This is a genomic window from Pseudoalteromonas sp. H71, from assembly GCF_001468485.1.
Lineage (GTDB): Bacteria > Pseudomonadota > Gammaproteobacteria > Enterobacterales > Alteromonadaceae > Pseudoalteromonas.
Map to the genome: position 1 here is coordinate 104,183 of NZ_LODI01000001.1, position 19,323 is coordinate 123,505.

General features: G+C 40.3%; 15 protein-coding genes, 1 tRNA gene and 3 pseudogenes. 4 read left to right on the forward strand and 15 right to left on the reverse strand.

Features of this window, described 5'->3' with window-relative positions; all coding sequences use genetic code 11:
* Positions 1–6 precede the first annotated feature (6 nt).
* The gene (gene serB, locus ATS71_RS00480; protein ID WP_058403048.1) at positions 7–1,026 is read right to left on the reverse strand and encodes a phosphoserine phosphatase SerB; all 1,020 of its coding nucleotides are present in this window, start codon (positions 1,024–1,026) and stop codon (positions 7–9) included.
* Between the two features lie 142 nt (positions 1,027–1,168).
* Between serB and ATS71_RS00485 the strand changes: the two genes are divergently transcribed.
* Positions 1,169–1,789 carry an AhpA/YtjB family protein gene (locus ATS71_RS00485; RefSeq protein ID WP_058403049.1) on the forward strand — a complete coding sequence of 207 codons (621 nt, stop codon included), beginning with the start codon at positions 1,169–1,171 and terminating at the stop codon, positions 1,787–1,789.
* Here the strand turns inward: ATS71_RS00485 and ATS71_RS00490 are convergent.
* The 5 genes and pseudogenes from ATS71_RS00490 to prfC form a co-directional block, all read right to left on the reverse strand.
* Positions 1,756–2,523, reverse strand: coding sequence for a TatD family hydrolase (locus ATS71_RS00490; protein WP_058403050.1), 768 nt, complete (start codon positions 2,521–2,523; stop codon positions 1,756–1,758). The two genes, ATS71_RS00485 and ATS71_RS00490, sit on opposite strands and share 34 nt — an antisense overlap.
* A 12-nt stretch (positions 2,524–2,535) precedes the next feature.
* Positions 2,536–3,174, reverse strand: coding sequence for a pyridoxamine 5'-phosphate oxidase (gene pdxH / locus ATS71_RS00495; RefSeq protein WP_058403051.1), 639 nt, complete (start codon positions 3,172–3,174; stop codon positions 2,536–2,538).
* A gap of 385 nt (positions 3,175–3,559) precedes the next feature.
* A pseudogene (gene argS / locus ATS71_RS18360) lies at positions 3,560–4,147 on the reverse strand (arginine--tRNA ligase domain-containing protein); the annotation flags it as partial.
* Position 4,148: 1 nt separating this feature from the next.
* A pseudogene (argS, locus tag ATS71_RS00500) lies at positions 4,149–5,377 on the reverse strand (arginine--tRNA ligase); the annotation flags it as partial.
* Positions 5,378–5,439: 62 nt separating this feature from the next.
* Positions 5,440–7,029 (reverse strand): peptide chain release factor 3, encoded by a 1,590-nt coding sequence (prfC, locus tag ATS71_RS00505; RefSeq protein ID WP_058403052.1) that lies wholly within the window; start codon positions 7,027–7,029, stop codon positions 5,440–5,442.
* Positions 7,030–7,453: 424 nt separating this feature from the next.
* Here prfC and ATS71_RS00510 point away from each other — a divergent pair, with 424 nt between their 5' ends.
* Positions 7,454–10,114, forward strand: a complete 2,661-nt coding sequence (locus tag ATS71_RS00510) for an ATP-binding protein (RefSeq protein ID WP_058403053.1) — start codon at positions 7,454–7,456, stop codon at positions 10,112–10,114.
* Between the two features lie 26 nt (positions 10,115–10,140).
* On the opposite strand, the gene rimI is transcribed toward ATS71_RS00510, so the two are convergent.
* The 6 genes and pseudogenes from rimI to guaB form a co-directional block, all read right to left on the reverse strand.
* The gene (gene rimI / locus ATS71_RS00515; RefSeq protein WP_058403054.1) at positions 10,141–10,608 is read right to left on the reverse strand and encodes a ribosomal protein S18-alanine N-acetyltransferase; all 468 of its coding nucleotides are present in this window, start codon (positions 10,606–10,608) and stop codon (positions 10,141–10,143) included.
* Positions 10,595–10,912 carry a hypothetical protein gene (locus tag ATS71_RS00520; RefSeq protein WP_058403055.1) on the reverse strand — a complete coding sequence of 106 codons (318 nt, stop codon included), beginning with the start codon at positions 10,910–10,912 and terminating at the stop codon, positions 10,595–10,597. Before ATS71_RS00520 ends, rimI begins: the two co-directional genes overlap by 14 nt.
* A 65-nt stretch (positions 10,913–10,977) precedes the next feature.
* Positions 10,978–11,054: transfer RNA gene (locus tag ATS71_RS00525), tRNA-Trp, on the reverse strand.
* Positions 11,055–11,208: 154 nt separating this feature from the next.
* Positions 11,209–12,786, reverse strand: coding sequence for a glutamine-hydrolyzing GMP synthase (gene guaA, locus ATS71_RS00530; protein ID WP_058403056.1), 1,578 nt, complete (start codon positions 12,784–12,786; stop codon positions 11,209–11,211).
* A 267-nt stretch (positions 12,787–13,053) separates the two neighbouring features.
* On the reverse strand, positions 13,054–13,322 hold a 269-nt coding region (locus ATS71_RS18735; RefSeq protein WP_235591383.1), incomplete at its 5' end, for an IMP dehydrogenase.
* A gap of 1 nt (position 13,323) precedes the next feature.
* Positions 13,324–14,525 (reverse strand): annotated as a pseudogene (guaB, locus tag ATS71_RS00535) (IMP dehydrogenase); the annotation flags it as partial.
* 135 nt (positions 14,526–14,660) lie between these two features.
* On the opposite strand from guaB, the gene xseA reads away from it, so the two are divergent.
* Positions 14,661–15,992 carry an exodeoxyribonuclease VII large subunit gene (xseA, locus tag ATS71_RS00540; protein WP_058403057.1) on the forward strand — a complete coding sequence of 444 codons (1,332 nt, stop codon included), beginning with the start codon at positions 14,661–14,663 and terminating at the stop codon, positions 15,990–15,992.
* 13 nt (positions 15,993–16,005) lie between these two features.
* Here the strand turns inward: xseA and ATS71_RS00545 are convergent, their stop codons facing one another.
* From ATS71_RS00545 to ATS71_RS00555, 3 genes are all read right to left on the reverse strand, one after another.
* On the reverse strand, positions 16,006–16,692 hold the full coding sequence (locus tag ATS71_RS00545) for a hypothetical protein (protein WP_058403058.1): 687 nt from the start codon (positions 16,690–16,692) through the stop codon (positions 16,006–16,008).
* 33 nt (positions 16,693–16,725) lie between these two features.
* Complete coding sequence (gene cysE / locus ATS71_RS00550; protein ID WP_058403059.1) at positions 16,726–17,544, reverse strand: serine O-acetyltransferase; 819 nt, start codon at positions 17,542–17,544, stop codon at positions 16,726–16,728.
* A 138-nt stretch (positions 17,545–17,682) separates the two neighbouring features.
* On the reverse strand, positions 17,683–18,612 hold the full coding sequence (locus tag ATS71_RS00555; RefSeq protein WP_058403060.1) for a sensor domain-containing diguanylate cyclase: 930 nt from the start codon (positions 18,610–18,612) through the stop codon (positions 17,683–17,685).
* A gap of 302 nt (positions 18,613–18,914) precedes the next feature.
* On the opposite strand from ATS71_RS00555, the gene ATS71_RS00560 reads away from it, so the two are divergent.
* Positions 18,915–19,322 (forward strand): hypothetical protein, encoded by a 408-nt coding sequence (locus ATS71_RS00560; RefSeq protein WP_058403061.1) that lies wholly within the window; start codon positions 18,915–18,917, stop codon positions 19,320–19,322.
* The last annotated feature ends 1 nt before the right edge of the window (position 19,323 follow it).

Genomic DNA, 19,323 nt, shown 5'->3' on the forward strand with positions numbered 1-19,323 from the left:
TCACTATTACTTTTTACCTAGCGGAATAGCTAACATATAAAGTAACTGTAATAACGAGCCTTTACAAATAGCGGCTTGCGCTTGTTCAACAACCTTAGGTTTACCATGCACTGCAACACCAAGGCCAGCTTTTGCCATCATAACAAGGTCGTTAGCGCCATCGCCAATCGCCACGGTTTGTGTTGTTTTGAGACCTAACTTAGCCTGCAAGGACTCTAAAATAATTGCCTTTTGCTGTGCATCTACAATAGTACCTAACACTTTACCTGTTAGCTTATCGTCTTCGAATTCAAGCACATTTGCATGTACTTCGTCTAAATCAATAAGCTGCTGAACACGCTCTGCAAATGGTACAAAACCACCAGAGGCAATAGCTAAATACCAATTGTGATGTTTTAATACTTGGCATAAAGCTTTTATGCCTGGCATAAGTGGTAAGGTACTTTTTAACTCATCTATAAGGCTTTTTTCAATACCTTTAAGCTTAGCGACTCGTTGATTTAAGCTTTCACTAAAATCAAGTTTACCCGCCATGGCAAGTGCAGTTACGGATGCTACATCATCATAAACATTTGCTAAGCGCGCTATTTCATCGATGCATTCAATAGTAATCGCTGTTGAATCCATATCCATCACTAGCAAGCCTGGCTCGTATAAGTTAGGCGGGGTATTAATTTGTACTAGTTGACATTCTAGTGTTTCTGAAAACGCTTTAAGCGTTAGTGGGTTGATAGATTGCATTGTATTTTGGGTATAAAAGCACAGTGCTGGTGATAACCCTAAATCAGGTTGGTATTTGCAAAGCGCAGTAACCGTTTGCCCATGGTGAGCTAAAAACTGAATGAATGTATCTATACTCGTTGCATTAAAATCACCTGCAAACGCAATGCTAAATAACCCGTCTTGTGTATTTGGTACACCGTCAAACAGCGTAAAAACCCCATTTTTATGAGCAAACCATTGGTTAAGCGTTAACATTGATAATGATTGCTGTGAAATAAGCTGTGCCATGCTGATTTGCGACATGGGATCTCCGTGTTTATTTTTATTTACCTGATTTAAAAAAGTTGATGAAAATAGTGCTAAATTCGCCATCAGGGTCAGTTTAAGGTTATAGTAGTAGTTGTAACATCAAATCAAAATTCTGTCAGCAGCATATACGGTGACTATGAAAAATAACCATCTAAAAAATCCAATATCAGCATCACAAAAAAAGCGACTCTTGCGGTTATTGCTAGCTGCGGGCTGTTTTGTATTGCTTAGCTGGGTTGGTGTAAATAGTAGCTTTCAAAGTCATCAATTGTTGTACGATAGCGCCGATAACACGGCAAAAAGTTTAACCCAATTTATGGCATTAAATGTTAAAACGCCACTGATAGAAAAAAACAAACCCGAACTAAATGCGATATGTAACGATATAGCTAAAGACGAATTTGTACTTTCGGCTACCATTTATGATCATCAAGGCATTTTAGTTGCCAGTAGCGATAATTGGCAGTCGCACCACATTTTAGGTCAACTTCCAGAGTCGACTCCAGGAATAAGTAAACTAAAAACCCCTTTTGTAGAGCCTGTTATAAGTGATGATGACCGTCCTATTGGCTTTGTGTCTGTAACGTATCTAACGCGTGCAGCTATATCGAACAGCCACAGTCATTTTCACGATTTAGGTAGGCAAGTTTTATTAATGCTGGTTATTGCGTGTATTTTTACATGGCAATTAGGGCGTGGTTTAAAACGTTGGCAGGTAAACCGCTATATGCAAAAAACCTCTGAGCAAGATTTATAAAGCGCTTTAGCAAGTGCCTTTTTATCACTAATTTGTTTTAAACCACATAGTACGTTGAACACATTTGGAATGTGTAGCGGCGTATTAATTTCACCTTGATGCCCACTCAGTGGCATTGAGGGCGAGTCGGTTTCGAGCACTAAATGTTGTGGCTCAATTTGAGCAATAACATTACGGGTTTTTAATGCGCGCTCGTAAGTTATAATCCCACCTACACCTAGTTTAAAGCCCTGTTTAATATAATAGTGCGCTTGCTGTAGTGACCCCGAAAACGCATGTATCACCCCACCATATTTTGGTTTACAACGTTTAAACGATTGCGCAATTAAATCATGGCTTTGCCTATGGTGGATAATAAGTGGCAAATTTAGCTCATTAGCAATCGTTATTTGCTGCTCAAATAACCACGTTTGCTTTGTAAGGGCTTCAATGCTTCTATCAAGCCCACACTCACCTATTGCCACCAGCTGGTTAATGTTTGCTTTTGCAAAATCAAACAGCTGCGCAAGATGAGACTCTTTATGATCAGCTAAAAAGTAAGGATGAAGCCCTGCGGCTATATGCAAGTGTGGGTATTTACTTTTAAACTCAATTAACTGTTTAGATTGCGCCAAACTAATACCTGGCACAATAAAGCGCTCAACGCCCTTTGCCACACACGCTTTTATAAGTGATTCGCGCTCTGCGTCAAACTCAGTAAAATCAAGGTGGCAGTGGGAGTCTATAAATTTCATAGCGTAAACCGCTTAAGGGTTTAAGCGTGTTATTTGCCAGCTATTATCATCCTGGCGCTGGTACATAAAGCGGTCGTGTAGACGGTGAGCGCCGCCTTGCCAAAACTCAATTTTAGTAGGCACTACACAGTACCCCCCCCAAAAGTCTGGCAATGGGATTTCACCTTTGGCAAACTTGCTTTTCATATTCGCAAAGGTTTCCATAAGTACTTTTCGCGACGACACGGGCCTGCTTTGTGCTGAAGCCCATGCGGCTAATTGGCTTTCTTTAGGGCGCGATAAAAAGTATTTTGCCACGGCAGATGTAGGCAGCGGTTTAGCCTCGCCGTACACAATTACTTGGCGCTCCATGTGGTGCCACGGAAAATGCAACGATATTTTATTATTACTTTTTAGCTCTTGTGCTTTACGAGAGCCCGTATTAGTAAAAAACACAAACCCATTATCATCAAGGTGTTTTAACAGCACAATACGCTGCGAAGGCTGCCCTGTTTCATCAACCGTTGCCACAACCATGGCCGTTGGGTCTGGAATATTACTATCCACTGCATGCTCAAGCCACGTTTCAAATTGTTTAAATGGGTCATCTTGCAACGTATCTTCGCTTAGCGCGTCTTGTAGGTATTCACGGCGGATATCTTCGAGTTTCATAAACAAATCCTTCTCTGTTTATTAAAGCGTATGTGGGTAAGTAAGGTCAGGCAATTAATCGTTATAAGAACAAAAATAAAAGTGTTTTGTTTAATGTTAGTTTAGTGTTGGGTTTCGTTTCACTCTACCCAACCTACGGTGCTATCAGCTATCAGCTATCAGCTACAAAATTGATTAACTTACAAGAGCTCGTCAAGTAAAGCCTAAAATCACCTGCAAGTGTAGAAGTGCTGATAAAGTGAACTTCACACAGCAGACGTTCACCTAAGTAGCTTAGCCTAAGACAAGGCATCCAACCCTACTTATCCCTATGAGCATACGGTTTGTATGTAATTAGGGTAAGTCGGGGTGGATAACGCAGTATTAGGTTAAAATACGACGGTGATTACATTTGCTCCATAACTTCAATGCCTAACAAATCCAATCCTATTTTTAACGTATCTGCCACCAAATTACACAACACTAAACGGCTGTCACGAACGCTTGGCTCTACGCCTTCTTTAAGTACTGGGCAAGCTTCGTAGAATGTCATGTATAAGCTGGCTAGCTCGTATAAGTAACCACATAATACGTGCGGAGTGGCCTCAGAGATCATTAAATCAAGCACTTCTTCAAGCTGAAGTAGTTTAAGTGCGAGTGCTTTTTCTTGCGGCTCAGCGATGGCTACATCAGCATTTAGCGAAGCGGCATCGACACCTGATTTACGGAAAATACTACGTACGCGAGTATAAGCATATTGTAAGTAAGGTGCTGTAGCGCCTTCAAAGCTTAACATGCTGTCCCAGTTAAATATGTAATCACTGGTACGGTGCTTAGAAAGATCAGCATATTTAACTGCGCCAATACCTACTTTACGCGCAATTTCGCTGCGATCATGATGCCAAACGGGCAAAACTCGTAGCTTGTTTCATCGCGTAAAAGGCCTGCTTTACGTGCTGTAAGCTCTACTTGGTTAAAGTGAAGGCTCTGGCGCNTAACATGCTGTCCCAGTTAAATATGTAATCACTGGTACGGTGCTTAGAAAGATCAGCATATTTAACTGCGCCAATACCTACTTTACGCGCAATTTGGCGCCCATCATGGTGCCAAACGGGCAAAACTCGTAGCTTGTTTCATCGCGTAAAAGGCCTGCTTTACGTGCTGTAAGCTCTACTTGGTTAAAGTGAAGGCTCTGGCGCGCATCAACAAATATTAAAATACGTTCAGCACCCAATTTATTTGAGCGGTAATCACACGCGGCTAAATCGGTGGTTGCATATAAAAAGCCACCGCCTGATTTTTGCACGATAAACGCAGATGGCTCGCCGTCTTTATTTGCAAGCTGATCTAAAAACACCACTTGTGCGCCTTGCGACTCTACTGCAATGTTTTTATCTTTTAATAAGCTAATAATATCGTTAAGCTCGCTGTTGTAGGCACTTTCAGCCATAATATCAGCTTGAGTAAGCGTTACATTTAGACGTTTGTAAACTTCTTCAGAGTGCTTAACAGAGGTTGCTATAAATAGCTTCCATAGCTTTTCACAGTGCGCATCGCCGCCTTGTAGTTTAACGACGTAATCACGGGCTTTATCTGCAAAGCCTTCTTCATCGTCAAAGCGTTTTTTAGCGTCGCGGTAAAACGTTTCTAAATCAGCAAGCGCTACCGACTCTAAGTCTACGCCTTGGCTAATTTGATCTTCTAAATGCGCAATCAGCATACCAAATTGTGTGCCCCAATCGCCCATGTGGTTTTGACGAATGACTTTATCGCCTCTAAATTCTAGTGCGCGTACAATGGCATCACCAATAATGGTTGAACGTAAATGGCCTACGTGCATTTCTTTTGCAAGGTTTGGCGATGAGTAATCTACCACAACAGTTTGCGGGTTAGCGTGCTCGTTTACGGCAAGCTTTGCATCTCTGTTAGCCGCTTCTACGCTTTTGGCTAAAAACTCAGGCTTTAAATGAATATTTATAAAACCAGGGCCAGCAATTTCTGTTTTTTCAGCAATGTCGCTTACATCTAGGTTATCAATAATTTTTTTCGCAAGCTCACGTGGGTTGCTTTTCATTTTTTTAGCGGCGCCCATTGCACCATTAATTTGGTAATCACCAAACTGTGGGCGTGTGCTTTGTGTAACCGCTGGGTTTGTATCTTCAGGTAGGCCTGCTGCGGTCATAGCTGCAATGGCTTTTTCTACTAAAATAGTACGAATGTTCATTATATTATTTACCTTTGTAAGCCCGCCTAAGCAGGCTTTCAGTTGACTGTAGTCAGTTGATTTTAGTTTTCGCGCGTATGGTTAAAGGTTACTTCTGGGTAACGCTCTGTTGATAAATTAAGGTTTACACGGCTCGGTGCTATGTAAGTTAGGTTATCGCCACCATCAAGTGCTAAGTTGCTTTCGCACTTACGTTTAAACTCTTCAAACTTTTTAACGTCAGTTGAGCTTACCCAGCGCGCTGTATTGACGTTTACACCTTCGTAAATAGCATCTACGTTGTACTCAGCTTTTAAGCGCGCTACAACTACATCAAACTGTAGTACACCTACCGCGCCTACAATTAAGTCGTTATTAATCAGCGGTCTAAATACTTGTACTGCACCTTCTTCAGAAAGCTGCACTAAACCTTTTAATAGCTGCTTTTGCTTAAGCGGATCGCGCAAACGAATGCGACGAAACAGTTCAGGCGCAAAGTTAGGAATACCGCTAAATTTAAGCTTTTCGCCTTGCGTAAAGGTATCGCCAATTTGAATTGTACCGTGGTTATGTAGGCCTATAATGTCGCCCGCGAATGCATCTGCTGCACGCTCACGATCGCCCGCCATAAACGTTACCGCATCAGAAATACTGACCTGTTTACCAAGGCGTACATGGTTCATTTTCATGCCTTGGCTGTATTTACCCGACACAATACGCATAAAGGCAATACGGTCACGGTGTTTAGGGTCCATGTTGGCCTGAATTTTAAACACAAAACCAGTAAAGTTTTCTTCTGATGCGACGACTTGGCGGTCTTCTGTTTCACGCGGTAATGGCGTAGGCGCCCACTGCGTTAAACCATCAAGCACGTGGTCAACACCAAAGTTACCTAGGGCTGTACCAAAGTACACTGGCGAAAGTTCACCCGCTAAAAATAGTTCAAGATCAAATTCGTTTGAAGCACCAATTACAAGCTCTAACTCTTCACGTAGTTGCTCAGCGAGTTCTTCACCAATAGCAGTATCAAGCTCTGGGTTATCAAGGCCTTTTACTGTACGTACTTCTTGAATAGTATGGCCTTGGCCTGTTTTATATAAAACCGCTTCGTCGTTATGAATATGGTAAACACCTTTAAACTCTTTACCACAACCAATTGGCCACGTAATAGGCGCACAGGCAATGTTTAGCTCTGTTTCTACTTCATCAAGGAGCTCCATTGGGTCACGAATATCACGGTCACACTTATTCATAAAGGTAACAATAGGGGTAGTACGTAGGCGCGTAACTTCCATCAGTTTACGAGTACGTTCTTCTACACCTTTTGCGGCATCAATAACCATTAAGCACGAATCTACCGCAGTCAGCGTACGGTAAGTATCTTCTGAAAAGTCTTCGTGTCCAGGAGTATCAAGTAAATTAACCAGCGCATTGTTATACGGAAATTGCATTACAGAGGTCGTAACCGATATACCACGCTCTTTTTCCATTTCCATCCAATCAGACTTTGCATGCTGATTAGAGCCACGGCCTTTTACAGTGCCGGCTTTTTGAATCGCTTGTCCGAACAATAGTACTTTTTCGGTGATGGTGGTTTTACCCGCATCCGGATGCGAGATGATTGCGAAGGTACGTCGTTTACTTATTTCGCTAAGGAGATTTTGGTCTGCCATTAAAAAGTTCTTATAGTTTAAATACGGATAATGTCACTATGAAGTGTGCAGACGTTTAAAGGCTAAAATAACTAAACCTCGAAACCTCAACACACCAAAACAAAGAGCAAATTAGCGCCTCATTTGCGATCCGTTATGTTAATCGTAATTGAAGACTATTTTCGCTGATCTTGACCCTTTAAACAATCAATGGTTAGTTATTAACTGATCTTTTTTATTAATATTTAAGCTTAAGCCATTTTGTTTGTAAAAAGACACTGCCTAAATACAAACTATCGACTAATTAAGTAATTAAAACCTCTGTTTATTGGAGCGTATATCTCTAATTAAAGTGTATATTTTAACGATGAGCAAATCGTAGGCTTGTTTAATAAACTTGTAACGCATACTATAAAAAGATTGCGTAAAGGATATTAGTTAGTTAATGAAAACCAGTAAGTTAAGCATTAGATTATTATGGTATATAACCCCGCTTGTTATATTGCCCCTGCTATTTTTAGGTGGCTTTACGTTAACTAATGTAACGAACTCAACTCAAAAACAAGCTGATTTGATCATGAGCCGCTTTGTTGAGCAGCAGCAACAAAAAGCGTTTAACTATATAGACTCTTTTCACTCTACGACTAAGTTACTTTCTCGTTCTCCGGTACTTAACGACTTTTTAGCCAATGACGCCCTTTCAGACGGAAATTATACACGTAGGCTTGGCGCTCTAATGGATGTATTTGCCAGTTATAATGAAGCCTACCCTGATATTATTAGCATAAATTTAGTGTCGGCTAGCGGTAAAAGTGACGCCTATCATTCAAATAATTTAACGATAGCGCCTAAAAACTACCCCTTTTTTAATCAGGTTATACAAAGTAATTTAAGCCAACAGCAGTTTATGGTTCAAAAACCCGACGGCACCACTAGCTTATATTTTGTTCAGCGAATCGACAGCGTGGGTTATTACCTAAAGCGTCCTCAACAACTGGGCTTTATTGTTGTAAATGTTGAACCTTCAATTTTAAATACCAGTATTTTAGAAGCGCCCTATAACAACACGCTTAATTTGTTACTGACCAAAGACGGTAAAATATTATTTAGCTCTAACTATAATTTACGTGGCCAATATATTAGCGAATACGAACTTAACAAGGTTCATGATTTAGCTGACATCGGCACACTTTCTACTATTGAGCTGTCGAGTATAGATAAAATAGAACGTATGATTTTTGCCGTACAAATGAGCGGTGGTTACTATTACGTATCAACGATCCCCAAAGCGGTGCTTCACCAGTCGGGCAAGGCAATTAGTTTAATTACAGGTCTGATTGTTATTATTTCAGTGATCTCGTTACCCATTTTAATATTTGTTGTTGTACGTAACTTATTGTTAAACCCAATAGAGCTATTAGGTGCAGCCAGCCACAGAGTCGGTGACGGAGACTTAGCGGTAAGCTTACCTGCTCATACCGATGACGAAGTGGGAATATTGTTTAACGACTTTAATCACATGGTTAATCAAATTAGGCATTATCAGCAACAGCTCGAAGAATACAAACACCATCTAGAAGACAAGGTAGAAAGCCGAACTCAAGCGCTTGAGTCAATGAACAGCCAACTTGAACTCGCTATTACTCAAGCAGAGCAAGCTAACCAACTTAAAAGCCGTTTTTTAGCAAACATGAGCCATGAAATTCGAACCCCTCTCACCGCTATTATGGGCTTTACGGAGCAGTTGCTACATAACGATAAAATAGTAAACGACAAACAACATTTAAGTACTATTTTACGAAATTCAAAGCACTTACTTGAACTAATTAACAATATTTTGGATTTATCTAAAATTGAGGCTGAAAAGTTAGCTGTCGAGCAAACCTCAGTGAGCGTTGTACAGTTAATTCATGATATTGAATCAATCATAACGCCGTTGGCTCAAGAAAAGCGTTTAGAACTTAATATTATTTTTGACTTACCAATACCGCAAACTATATACACGGATGTAACACGCTTAAAGCAAATTTTAATCAATGTAGCAAACAACGCTGTTAAATTTACAGAGCAAGGGCATGTCACTATTTGTGTACATTATCATGCTAAAAGCAACCTTATTGAATTTGTAATCACCGATACCGGTATTGGTATGTCTGAGCATCAAATTTCTCGTGTATTTAAGCCATTTGAACAAGCAGATGCGACAACCACGCGACGCTTTGGTGGTACAGGATTAGGATTATGCATATCTAAAAACCTTGCACAATTACTTGGCGGCAACATAAAACTAGAAAGCGAAGTCGGCGAAGGAAGTAAATTTTCTATTAGTGCTGCTTGCCACTTAACAGGCAAAACACCAGCGCTTGAGCTCCTTGAAGAGCATTCACAATTAACTCCTGAAAAAGACCCTCTTTTATCATTTGCTACTAACAGCTTTGACGCAAATATTTTGGTAGCCGAAGATAACCCAGATAATCAGTTACTCATTAAGTTGCTTTTGCAAACTTGGGGGCTTGAGCCTGATATAGCAAATAATGGTGCACAAGCCGTAGAAATGGCACTAGTAAACGACTATCAGCTAATTATTATGGATATGCAAATGCCTGTTATGGGTGGGCTTGAAGCCACTAAAATGCTGCGACATGCTGCGTACGACGGTCCTATTATTGCGCTTACCGCAAACGTAATGAATCACGATATTGGCACCTATATTGAGGCTGGCTGCGACAAAGCTCTAGGAAAACCAATAGACAAAGATGCGCTCGAAAACGTACTTGTTAGCTACTTGCATCTTGAAAAAGATAATCAAAATAAGTGGGATGATTTGTTGAAAAGTGAAAAATTTCAGCAAATATCTAATAATTACTTAGCTAATTTACCTGATTATTTGAAGCAAATAAAAACGTTGCATCACACGCAAGATTGGGAAAGCCTAAAAGCAGTAGCACATAGTGTTAAAGGCAGCGCAGGATGTTTTAACTTTGATGCTATTTACAAAAGCGCAGGCGACCTTGAAGAAAACCTAAAAAGTAACGATAAATCACAAAGAGATGAAATTATAAACTCAGTAATAGTGGCAATACAGCAGGCAATTAACTCAAAATAAAACCGTTAGCTGCACGCAACTAAATATCACATAAACCCTAAGCTTAATGCCATACCCATTAAAATGGCATCTTCAAAGCCGTTTTTAGTTGCATCGTCACTTGGGTAATAATTCTTTCGTACCGACATCTCTATAAATCCGGCCTGCTCATAAAGCTTAATTGCGCGTGTATTTGACTCGCGTACTTCTAAAAATAAATTCTCTGCATTTTGCTGTTCACCGTGCTCTATAAATTTACTCAATAGCTGCTTAGCAATCCCCTTACCTTGATGCTCGGGCGTCACGCATATATCCATAAGCGTAAAATCAGGCCCCGCTTTTTCACCAATGTAAAAACCAACGAGTACATCACCATCAAAGGCGGCTAAATTAAAATAACGTCCACCAATACATGAACTCATTGTTTTTAAAGTCCAAGGATGACTGTGGCATGCCTTTTCGATAGCCATCAGCATCTCTACAGCATCGTTATTTACAGGTTTAAAGTTTATCAAGGTGTTCACTTATTAAAGCCCACAAAGCCCGTTTTTGGGTTGCGTTAAGTTGTGAGGATGGTAATTCGAGCTGATCACCCGTTAATTGCATGTGCTCACCTTTAACCACGCTATTTATAGCTACAGGCACTGCTGCACGATGAATATCTGCAAGTAATGAGCTAGAAAGCTCAAGGGATTCAAATAAAACAGGTGTTAATTCATTTTCCACATTACTTATAGGATTTTCAGAGCTGGCAGGTAAAAAATGAGTATTTAGTTCGAGGTTTTCAATACCAAAAACAGCTGCGTACCGTGAATGCATAACGACTCGATGAAATTAGTAAGTAAGATAATATAAGAATTAATAAATACGATGTAAAGAAGAAATGGCAGGGGCGGAGAGATTCGAACTCCCAACCGTCGGTTTTGGAGACCGCTGTTCTACCAATTGGAACTACGCCCCTGCAATGACGACGAATTATAGAGAAGTTTCGCTAAAGGTAAAGAGAAAAATCACACATTTAGTTCAACTGCTTTTTTAATAAGCAAAACGGTGAATTAGCATGCTAATTCACCGTTTTTTATCAGTTTAATTTACCAAACTTAATGCAGGGTAAGTTATTCCCATTCAATAGTTGCAGGTGGCTTACCTGAAATATCGTAAACTACACGTGAAATACCATCTATCTCGTTAATGATACGGTTAGAAACCACACCTAAAAACTCATAGGGTAAATGTGACCAACGCGCAGTCATAAAGTCGATAGTTTCAACACAACGAAGTGAAACAACCCAATCGTATTTACGTGCATCACCCATAACCCCTACCGATTTAACCGGTAAGAACACGGTAAACGCTTGGCTAACTTTATGGTAAAGCTCGGCTTTGTGTAGCTCTTCAATGAAGATAGCATCAGCACGGCGTAATAAATCACAGTACTCTTTTTTAATTTCACCTAGTACACGTACACCTAAACCTGGTCCAGGGAACGGGTGGCGGTAAAGCATGTCGTACGGTAAACCTAGCTCTAAACCAATTTTACGTACTTCATCTTTAAATAACTCACGAAGTGGCTCAACTAGGCCCATTTTCATGTCATCTGGTAATCCGCCCACATTGTGGTGAGATTTAATAACGTGCGCTTTACCAGTCGCTGAAGCTGCTGATTCAATTACGTCAGGGTAAATAGTACCTTGACCTAACCATTTTGCGTTTTTAAGCTTTTTAGCTTGCTCATCAAATACATTAATAAACGTGTGGCCAATAGCCTTACGTTTATCTTCTGGATCTGATTTACCAGCTAAATCATTTAAAAACTGATCTTCAGCATCTACTTTTACAATGTTTAAGCCAAATTTATTGCCAAACATATCCATTACTTGCTGACCTTCGTTTAAACGAAGCAGCCCGTTATCAACAAATACACAGGTTAGTCGCTCACCAATAGCACGATGAATAAGCATAGCCACAACCGATGAATCAACACCACCTGATAAGCCTAAAATAACTTCATCATCGCCAACAGTGTCTTTGATACGCTCAATGGCATCATCAATAATTTTTGCTGGAGTCCACAGTTTTTCACAACCACAAATATCAATTGCAAAGCGCTCTAGTAAACGTTGCCCTTGATGAGTGTGCGTTACTTCTGGGTGAAACTGTACGCCGTAAAAACGTTTTTCTTCATTAGACATAGCAGCATGCGGACACGTTGGTGTTTTAGCTGTTGTGCTAAAGCTTGCTGGTACTTCCATAACTTTATCGCCATGGCTCATCCATACGTCTAAAACGCCGTTGCCGCCATCGGTAATATGATCTTCAATTGCATCAAACAATGCACAATTGCCGACCTTTTCAACTTGCGCGTAACCAAATTCTTTTTTGTCAGAGCTGTGAACGCTGCCACCAAGTTGAGTTGCCATTGTTTGCATACCGTAACAAATGCCTAATACAGGAACGCCTGCATTAAACACATACTCAGGAGCGCGCGGGCTGTTTTCAAGTGTTGTTGATTCTGGGCCACCAGAAAGAATGATACCTTGTGGGTTAAACTCGCGGATTTGCTCTTCAGTCACATCCCATGCCCACAGCTCACAGTAAACACCAATTTCGCGTATACGGCGCGCGATTAATTGCGTGTATTGTGAACCAAAGTCTAAAATGAGAATTCGTGAATCGTGAATATCTTTGCTCATGGAGTATCTCGTAAAGTAGATGCTAATGCTAAATGCCGCTTTGAATACCAATTTTATTAAACATTACTAATTCTTGCAGGCTAAATAACTCACTAACCACGTTAAAAACTTCTTATTTAGGAGAAACTAAAAATCGAAATTTTTGCCTCGTTATTGAGCCATTTATCTGTCGCAATAATTGACCACTTTATTAATGCAATTGGTATTTATATAAACGACTAAAAAGAGGGCTTGCAAAGCAAGCCCAATAAATTATTAATTACGCGCTTAACCTAAGCGGTAATTTGGTGCTTCTTTGGTAATTTGCACATCATGTACGTGCGACTCACCCATACCTGCAGATGTAACACGTACAAACTGAGGTTTTGTATTAAGCTCTTCAATAGTTGCACAACCCGTTAAGCCCATTGCACTACGAAGACCGCCTACCTGCTGGTGAATAATAGTCGCAATTGGCCCTTTATAAGCTACGCGACCTTCAATACCTTCAGGTACCAACTTGTCTGCTTCATTTGATTTTTGGAAGTAACGATCCGNGATGAACCTTCTTTTTGGTCCATCGCGCCTAAGCTCCCCATACCACGGTATGATTTGTAGTAACGCCCTTGGTATAGTTCTACTTCACCAGGCGCCTCTTCAGTACCAGCAAGCATTGAGCCCACCATCACACACGAAGCACCTGCAACAAGCGCTTTTACGATGTCACCTGAGAAACGAATACCGCCATCAGCAATTACTGGAATGTCGCGACCTTTTAAACCATCAACTGCATCAGAAATAGCCGTAATTTGTGGTACACCACAACCAGTAACAATACGCGTTGTACAAATTGAACCTGGGCCGATACCTACTTTTACTGCATCAACACCTGCATCAGCAAGCGCTATTGCTCCTTCAGCAGTTGCAACATTACCCGCTACAATTTGAAGATCTGGATAAGCTTGACGAGTTTGCGATACACGGTCAATTACGCCTTGAGAGTGGCCATGAGAAGTATCAATAAGTAATACATCAACACCCGCTTCAACTAATGCAGCAATACGCTCATCAGTACCGGCGCCAACACCTACAGCAGCACCTACGCGTAAACGACCTAACTCGTCTTTACATGCATGTGGTTTATCTTGCGCTTTTTGGTAATCTTTTACTGTGATCATGCCTTTAAGTTTAAACGCATCATCAACCACTAAAATCTTCTCAATACGATGCTCATGCATTAAGCCTAAAATTTCTTCGCGAGCTGCGCCTTCCTTAACGGTAACAAGCTTTTCTTTTTTAGTCATAACAGTCGAAATTGGCTGTTCAAGTTTTGTTTCAAAACGCATATCGCGACTCGTAACAATGCCTACTAAGGTGTTTTCTGGGTCGGTAACTGGAAAGCCTGAAAACCCTTTTTCTTCGGCAAGGTCCATAGCATCTGCAATTGTTAAATCAGCAGTCACTGTTACCGGGTAAGACACTATACCCGCTTCGTAGGTTTTAACTTTACGTACGTTTTTCGCTTGTTCTTCAATAGTCATGTTTTTATGAATAAAACCAAGACCACCTTCTTGCGCAAGGGCAATAGCTAAACGAGCTTCTGTAACAGTATCCATAGATGCTGAAATAAGCGGCAAGTTAAGTTTGATACCACGCGTTAAGCGAGTTGAAATATTTGCCGTGTGTGGCAAAACAGTAGAATGACTAGGTACTAAAAGTACGTCATCAAAGGTAAGAGCTTCTTTAGCAATTCTAAGCATTTTGGCAACTTCTCACATGTGGATCTAAGATAAGGAATTGCGGCCAAATTTTAACAGCGTTGTTGGCATTCGTAAATAATATTTCGCAAATATTTATGATAAACTTGCTTCATAAATAGTTTTAGGTTGTTTTTTATGTTTTCGAAGCCTTCGCAGACGGTTTATACCGTTTCGCGCCTTAATAGAGAGATCAGAACAGTATTAGAGCAAGGCTTTGCTTCATTAGTGCTGACTGGCGAAATTTCTAATTTTATTGCGCCAGCATCTGGACATTGGTATTTTTCGTTAAAAGATGACAAAGCACAAATTAAAGCCGCTATGTGGCGAGGTAACAACCGAAGCCAAAGTTACCGCCCAGAAAACGGCGCACAAGTAACAGTAAGAGCACGCGTCTCACTTTATGAGCCTCGTGGCGATTACCAGCTTATTGTTGAGCATATGGAACCCGCTGGCGAAGGCCAACTCAAGCAAGAGTTTGACGCGCTAAAAATGCGTCTTGCTGCTGAAGGGCTGTTTAGCTCTGCGCATAAAAAGCCTTTACCGCTAAATATAAACCGTATTGGTGTAATCACCTCTGCAACAGGCGCAGCCATAAAAGATATTTTAACCGTACTTAAACGCCGTGCGCCGCAATTAGAAGTTATCATTTATCCTGCTATGGTGCAGGGCAAAGAAGCTCATGTGCATTTAATTAATCAAATAGAATTAGCTAATGCACGTAATGAAGTAGACGTACTTATTTTAGGACGCGGCGGCGGTTCACTTGAAGATTTATGGTGTTTTAACCACGAACAACTTGCGCGTGCTATTTATCAAAGTGAATTACCCATAGTCAGTGCGGTAGGCCACGAGATAGACACAACCATCAGCGATTACGTTGCCGATGTTCGCGCTGCGACTCCATCAGCGGCTGCTGAGCTTGTAAGCCCTAACACGCAAGAGCTACATAACAAAGTAACGCAACTCATTAACCGTTTAAGCAATGCCTTTAAACACGATATTGCTGATAAGCGCGCGCTTGCTACGCAATTACAGCATCGTCTTAACTTGTGCCATCCGCGCAATCAGCTCAATCAAAAAGCGCAACGATTAGACGAGCTAAGCATTGCTTTACAACAAGCAATGCTGCAGCGTTTGTACCAACAAGAACGTAATCTAAACAGTTTAACATCGCGCTTAATGCGCCAATCACCGGATAAAAAGCTAGCGCAGGCTTCGCATCAACTGTCGCAGTTACAAGCAAGGTTAAAACAGGCTATTCAACAGCAATTACAGCAAGCCAATAATAGCCTAGCATTACAAGCAAGTAAGCTCGACTCAGTAAGCCCCCTTAATGTTCTAGCGCGTGGCTACAGCATCACTAAAACGCCACAGGGGAAAGTAGTTAAATCGGTGGGTCAAATTAAAACAGGCGATGTGTTAATTACAGAGCTTGGCGATGGCATAATAAAATCAACAGCATCATAAAATACGCTTTCAGTTAAAGCTCTGTTGTCATTAATAGAGTTAATTCACTGTCGCTCGAGGTGGAGGTTGTTCTTTTAAACTGTAACCAAAACTCTTGCTTCATTAACTTATCGTTAAGCTCTCGCCAATGGGTATGATCGAATATATCGTTACCCGTTGGCGCTGCTAGTTTAAATTTACAAACCGATGACTTACATTCTGCGCTCACAATATCAGGCATTGAGGTTAAATCTGCGGTAAGTAAAAAATCCTGCAATGCGGTTTCAGTTTGATAAGCCCATTCTTCATTACGTTGTTGTTCATCAAACTGAGCCTGTAAAGCGGCTTCAATATCATTTGGGGCACGCAACTGCTTCACCACATTTTCCATTAACGACTTTTGCTTAGCTAATTGCAGCTTAAGTTGTGTAACTTGTTCTTCTAGGGGGAGCTCATCAATTTCTTGAGGTTCTAAAGCGGTGGAGGTGGTATTTTCATTTTTTTCTAAACTAACGACCTCTTCAGTAACAGCTGGTATCACTTTATTTGGTGTTGCTTCATTGCTTTTAGATTGCTGGGCATGTTTTTTTTGCAAAATAGTATTAATTTGATGTGCCTGTGCTGACTCTAAATCATTTGGGACTAAGTTAAAATAGCCCCAAGTCAAAACTACACCAGCAATAAACCCAACCCCTAAAGTTAACAAGCTATTCTTGTTCATTTTAATTCCCTTAAGTTTTTTTCTACTTACATGTCAAAGCATAGCGCTGGTATGGGATTCGTTTTCAGGCTCTGGTGTCGCTAAAAAGTTTTGGTTCATACTTTGTGCAGGACACGGACAATCCGGTCTGCCAATAATTTTAGCCGGTACGCCGACCGCAGTGGTATGTGGCGGCACCGCGGTTAAAACGACTGACCCTGCGCCAATACGCGCGCCCTCGCCTACCTCAATATTACCCAGCACCTTAGCACCTGCACCAATAAGCACACCGGCTCTAATTTTAGGATGACGGTCGCCTTGCTCGTTACCAGTACCACCAAGCGTTACCGATTGCAGTATTGATACATTATCTTCAATAACTGCCGTTTCACCGATGACAATACCCGTTGCGTGGTCAAACATGATGCCTTTACCAACTTTACAGGCTGGATGAATATCTACGCCAAACACTTCAGAAGTTCGACTTTGGATAAAGCGCGCTAGTTCTTTACGATTCTGTTGCCATAGGCAATTAGCTAATCGGTGAGCCTGAATAGCATGAAAACCCTTTAAGTTTAAAATAACAGTGAGGTAGGTTTCAGCGGCAGGGTCTCTATCTTTCACAGCTTTTATGTCTTCTGCAACAAAAGACAGCATACGGTCGCATTTTACAAATGATTGATCGAATAATTCGCGAATAGTGAATGCCGATACAACTGCATCCGCCAATTTATTAGCAACAATAAAGCTTAACGCCGAACCCAAGCACTCATGATTCAAAATACATGAATACACGTGACTTGCCAAAAGAGGTTCGCGAGTGACGACTTCATTTGCTTCACTTCGAAGCTGTTGCCAAATTTCATGACGCATAATACTGAACTGCCTTAAATTGATATAAAAAAGAGCCTTTAGTCAAGTCTAACGGATTTAAAGGCCTAAGTGTTAACGCCTTAGTTATTTGTTCTGGTTATTAGGTATAACAAAGCATAACTCATAACAACTTATCATTTAGTCAACCACGGTTAAATCGGCCACACATAATAAGTTTTTACCTGTGGCTTTTGCTTTGTACAATAAGTCATCAGCCTCTTTAATCATACTTTCTATCGTGTAATCACTACAAGGAACAACACTTGCCAAACCAATACTGACTGTAAGTGTTTTACTGGGTAAAGACAGTTCGTTACAAATGTTAAGCTGTTTTAGCTGCTCTACAATAGCGTTAATAACCGTGGTTGCTTGTTCAGAGCTTGTGTTGCCATAAACAAGTGCAAACTCCTCCCCGCCAAAACGAGCACAAATATCGCTAGGTCTTTTTGTATATTGCTCAAGAATTGCCGCAACTTGCTTTAAACACTCATCACCTTGTTGATGACCATAAGTGTCGTTTAGTAATTTAAAATCGTCTAAGTCAATGATTGCTAATGAAAGGGGCATATTTAAACGCTTGCACCTATTCCACTCTTGCTCTAAAAAGCTATCAAAATAACCTCGATTAAATATATCGGTTAATCCATCAATATTTGCCAGTTGCTGAACTTCTTCTTCAGCGAGTTTTCGCTCTGTAATATTTTGATGCGTAATTACATAGTAAAAATCGGTATTAAGTTTAAATGGTACAACACGCATCATAAACCAGCGTTTTTCATCATCACTATGACATGGGTATTCTAAATATAAATCGCCTTGCTGCTCGTTAATGACAGCATTAATTCCTTCCAATGCCCTTAAGCCTATTTCGTCACCATTGTCTGCTGCTTTTTTACAGGTAAATAAATAATTTTCTTTTTCCCAAGCACCGCATGAGCAGTCATTTTCTTCACCAAAGTTTTGCCATCCCTTATTTATAAAAACTATTTCTCCTTCTTTATTAATTACGACAACCTGTTCTGGCATGGTATCCAATACCAACTTTAAAAATAATTTATCATCTAGCACGCTTACCTTCAGATTTATTAGAATAATTGTCAGAAAGTATATGTACTTAGCGTTTTTTTGACAAAAATAAATCCGCACTTTTCTTTAATTTTTTTATTTACCTAACCAATAGTTAAAAATGACATGACAGCAACACTAATTTTCAATCAGATCAAAAAGTAAATAAAACATATTAAAATCAGTAATTAAACATACATGACATACACAGTGTCATATGCCAAACTGTTTGCTGGCATACTCCTGACGGCGTAAAAAATAAAAACAAACGCTAAATTAGCATCATCAACTCAACAAGGATAACGATGATGAAAAACGACATATTAAATACTAAAAAACTCGGCTATAAATTTTACTTTCAAGATGGTGATAATCAGATAGCCTGCTTTGGAAGTTACTTTACCGGTAAAGAAGAAGTGTTTATAAATGATGATTTATTTAGTAAAGAGCGCAATATAAATTGTACAAGCACCCACTCTTTTGATTTTGAGAGCTCACAGTACCAAGTAAAGTTTGACATGCTCAACATACTCACAGGGCGAATGGAGTGCACACTTTATAAAGATACAAAAGTCGTTGCCAAACAAATTCAATGCAGTCTTCCTGACGATCCTAAAAAGGCTTTCTTTTTTATTGCTGGTTGCGCACTAGGCGGTGCGGTGTTTGGCTATGCAATTGCAACCATTATTGAACTATTTGTGGGGAAGCTTTAAC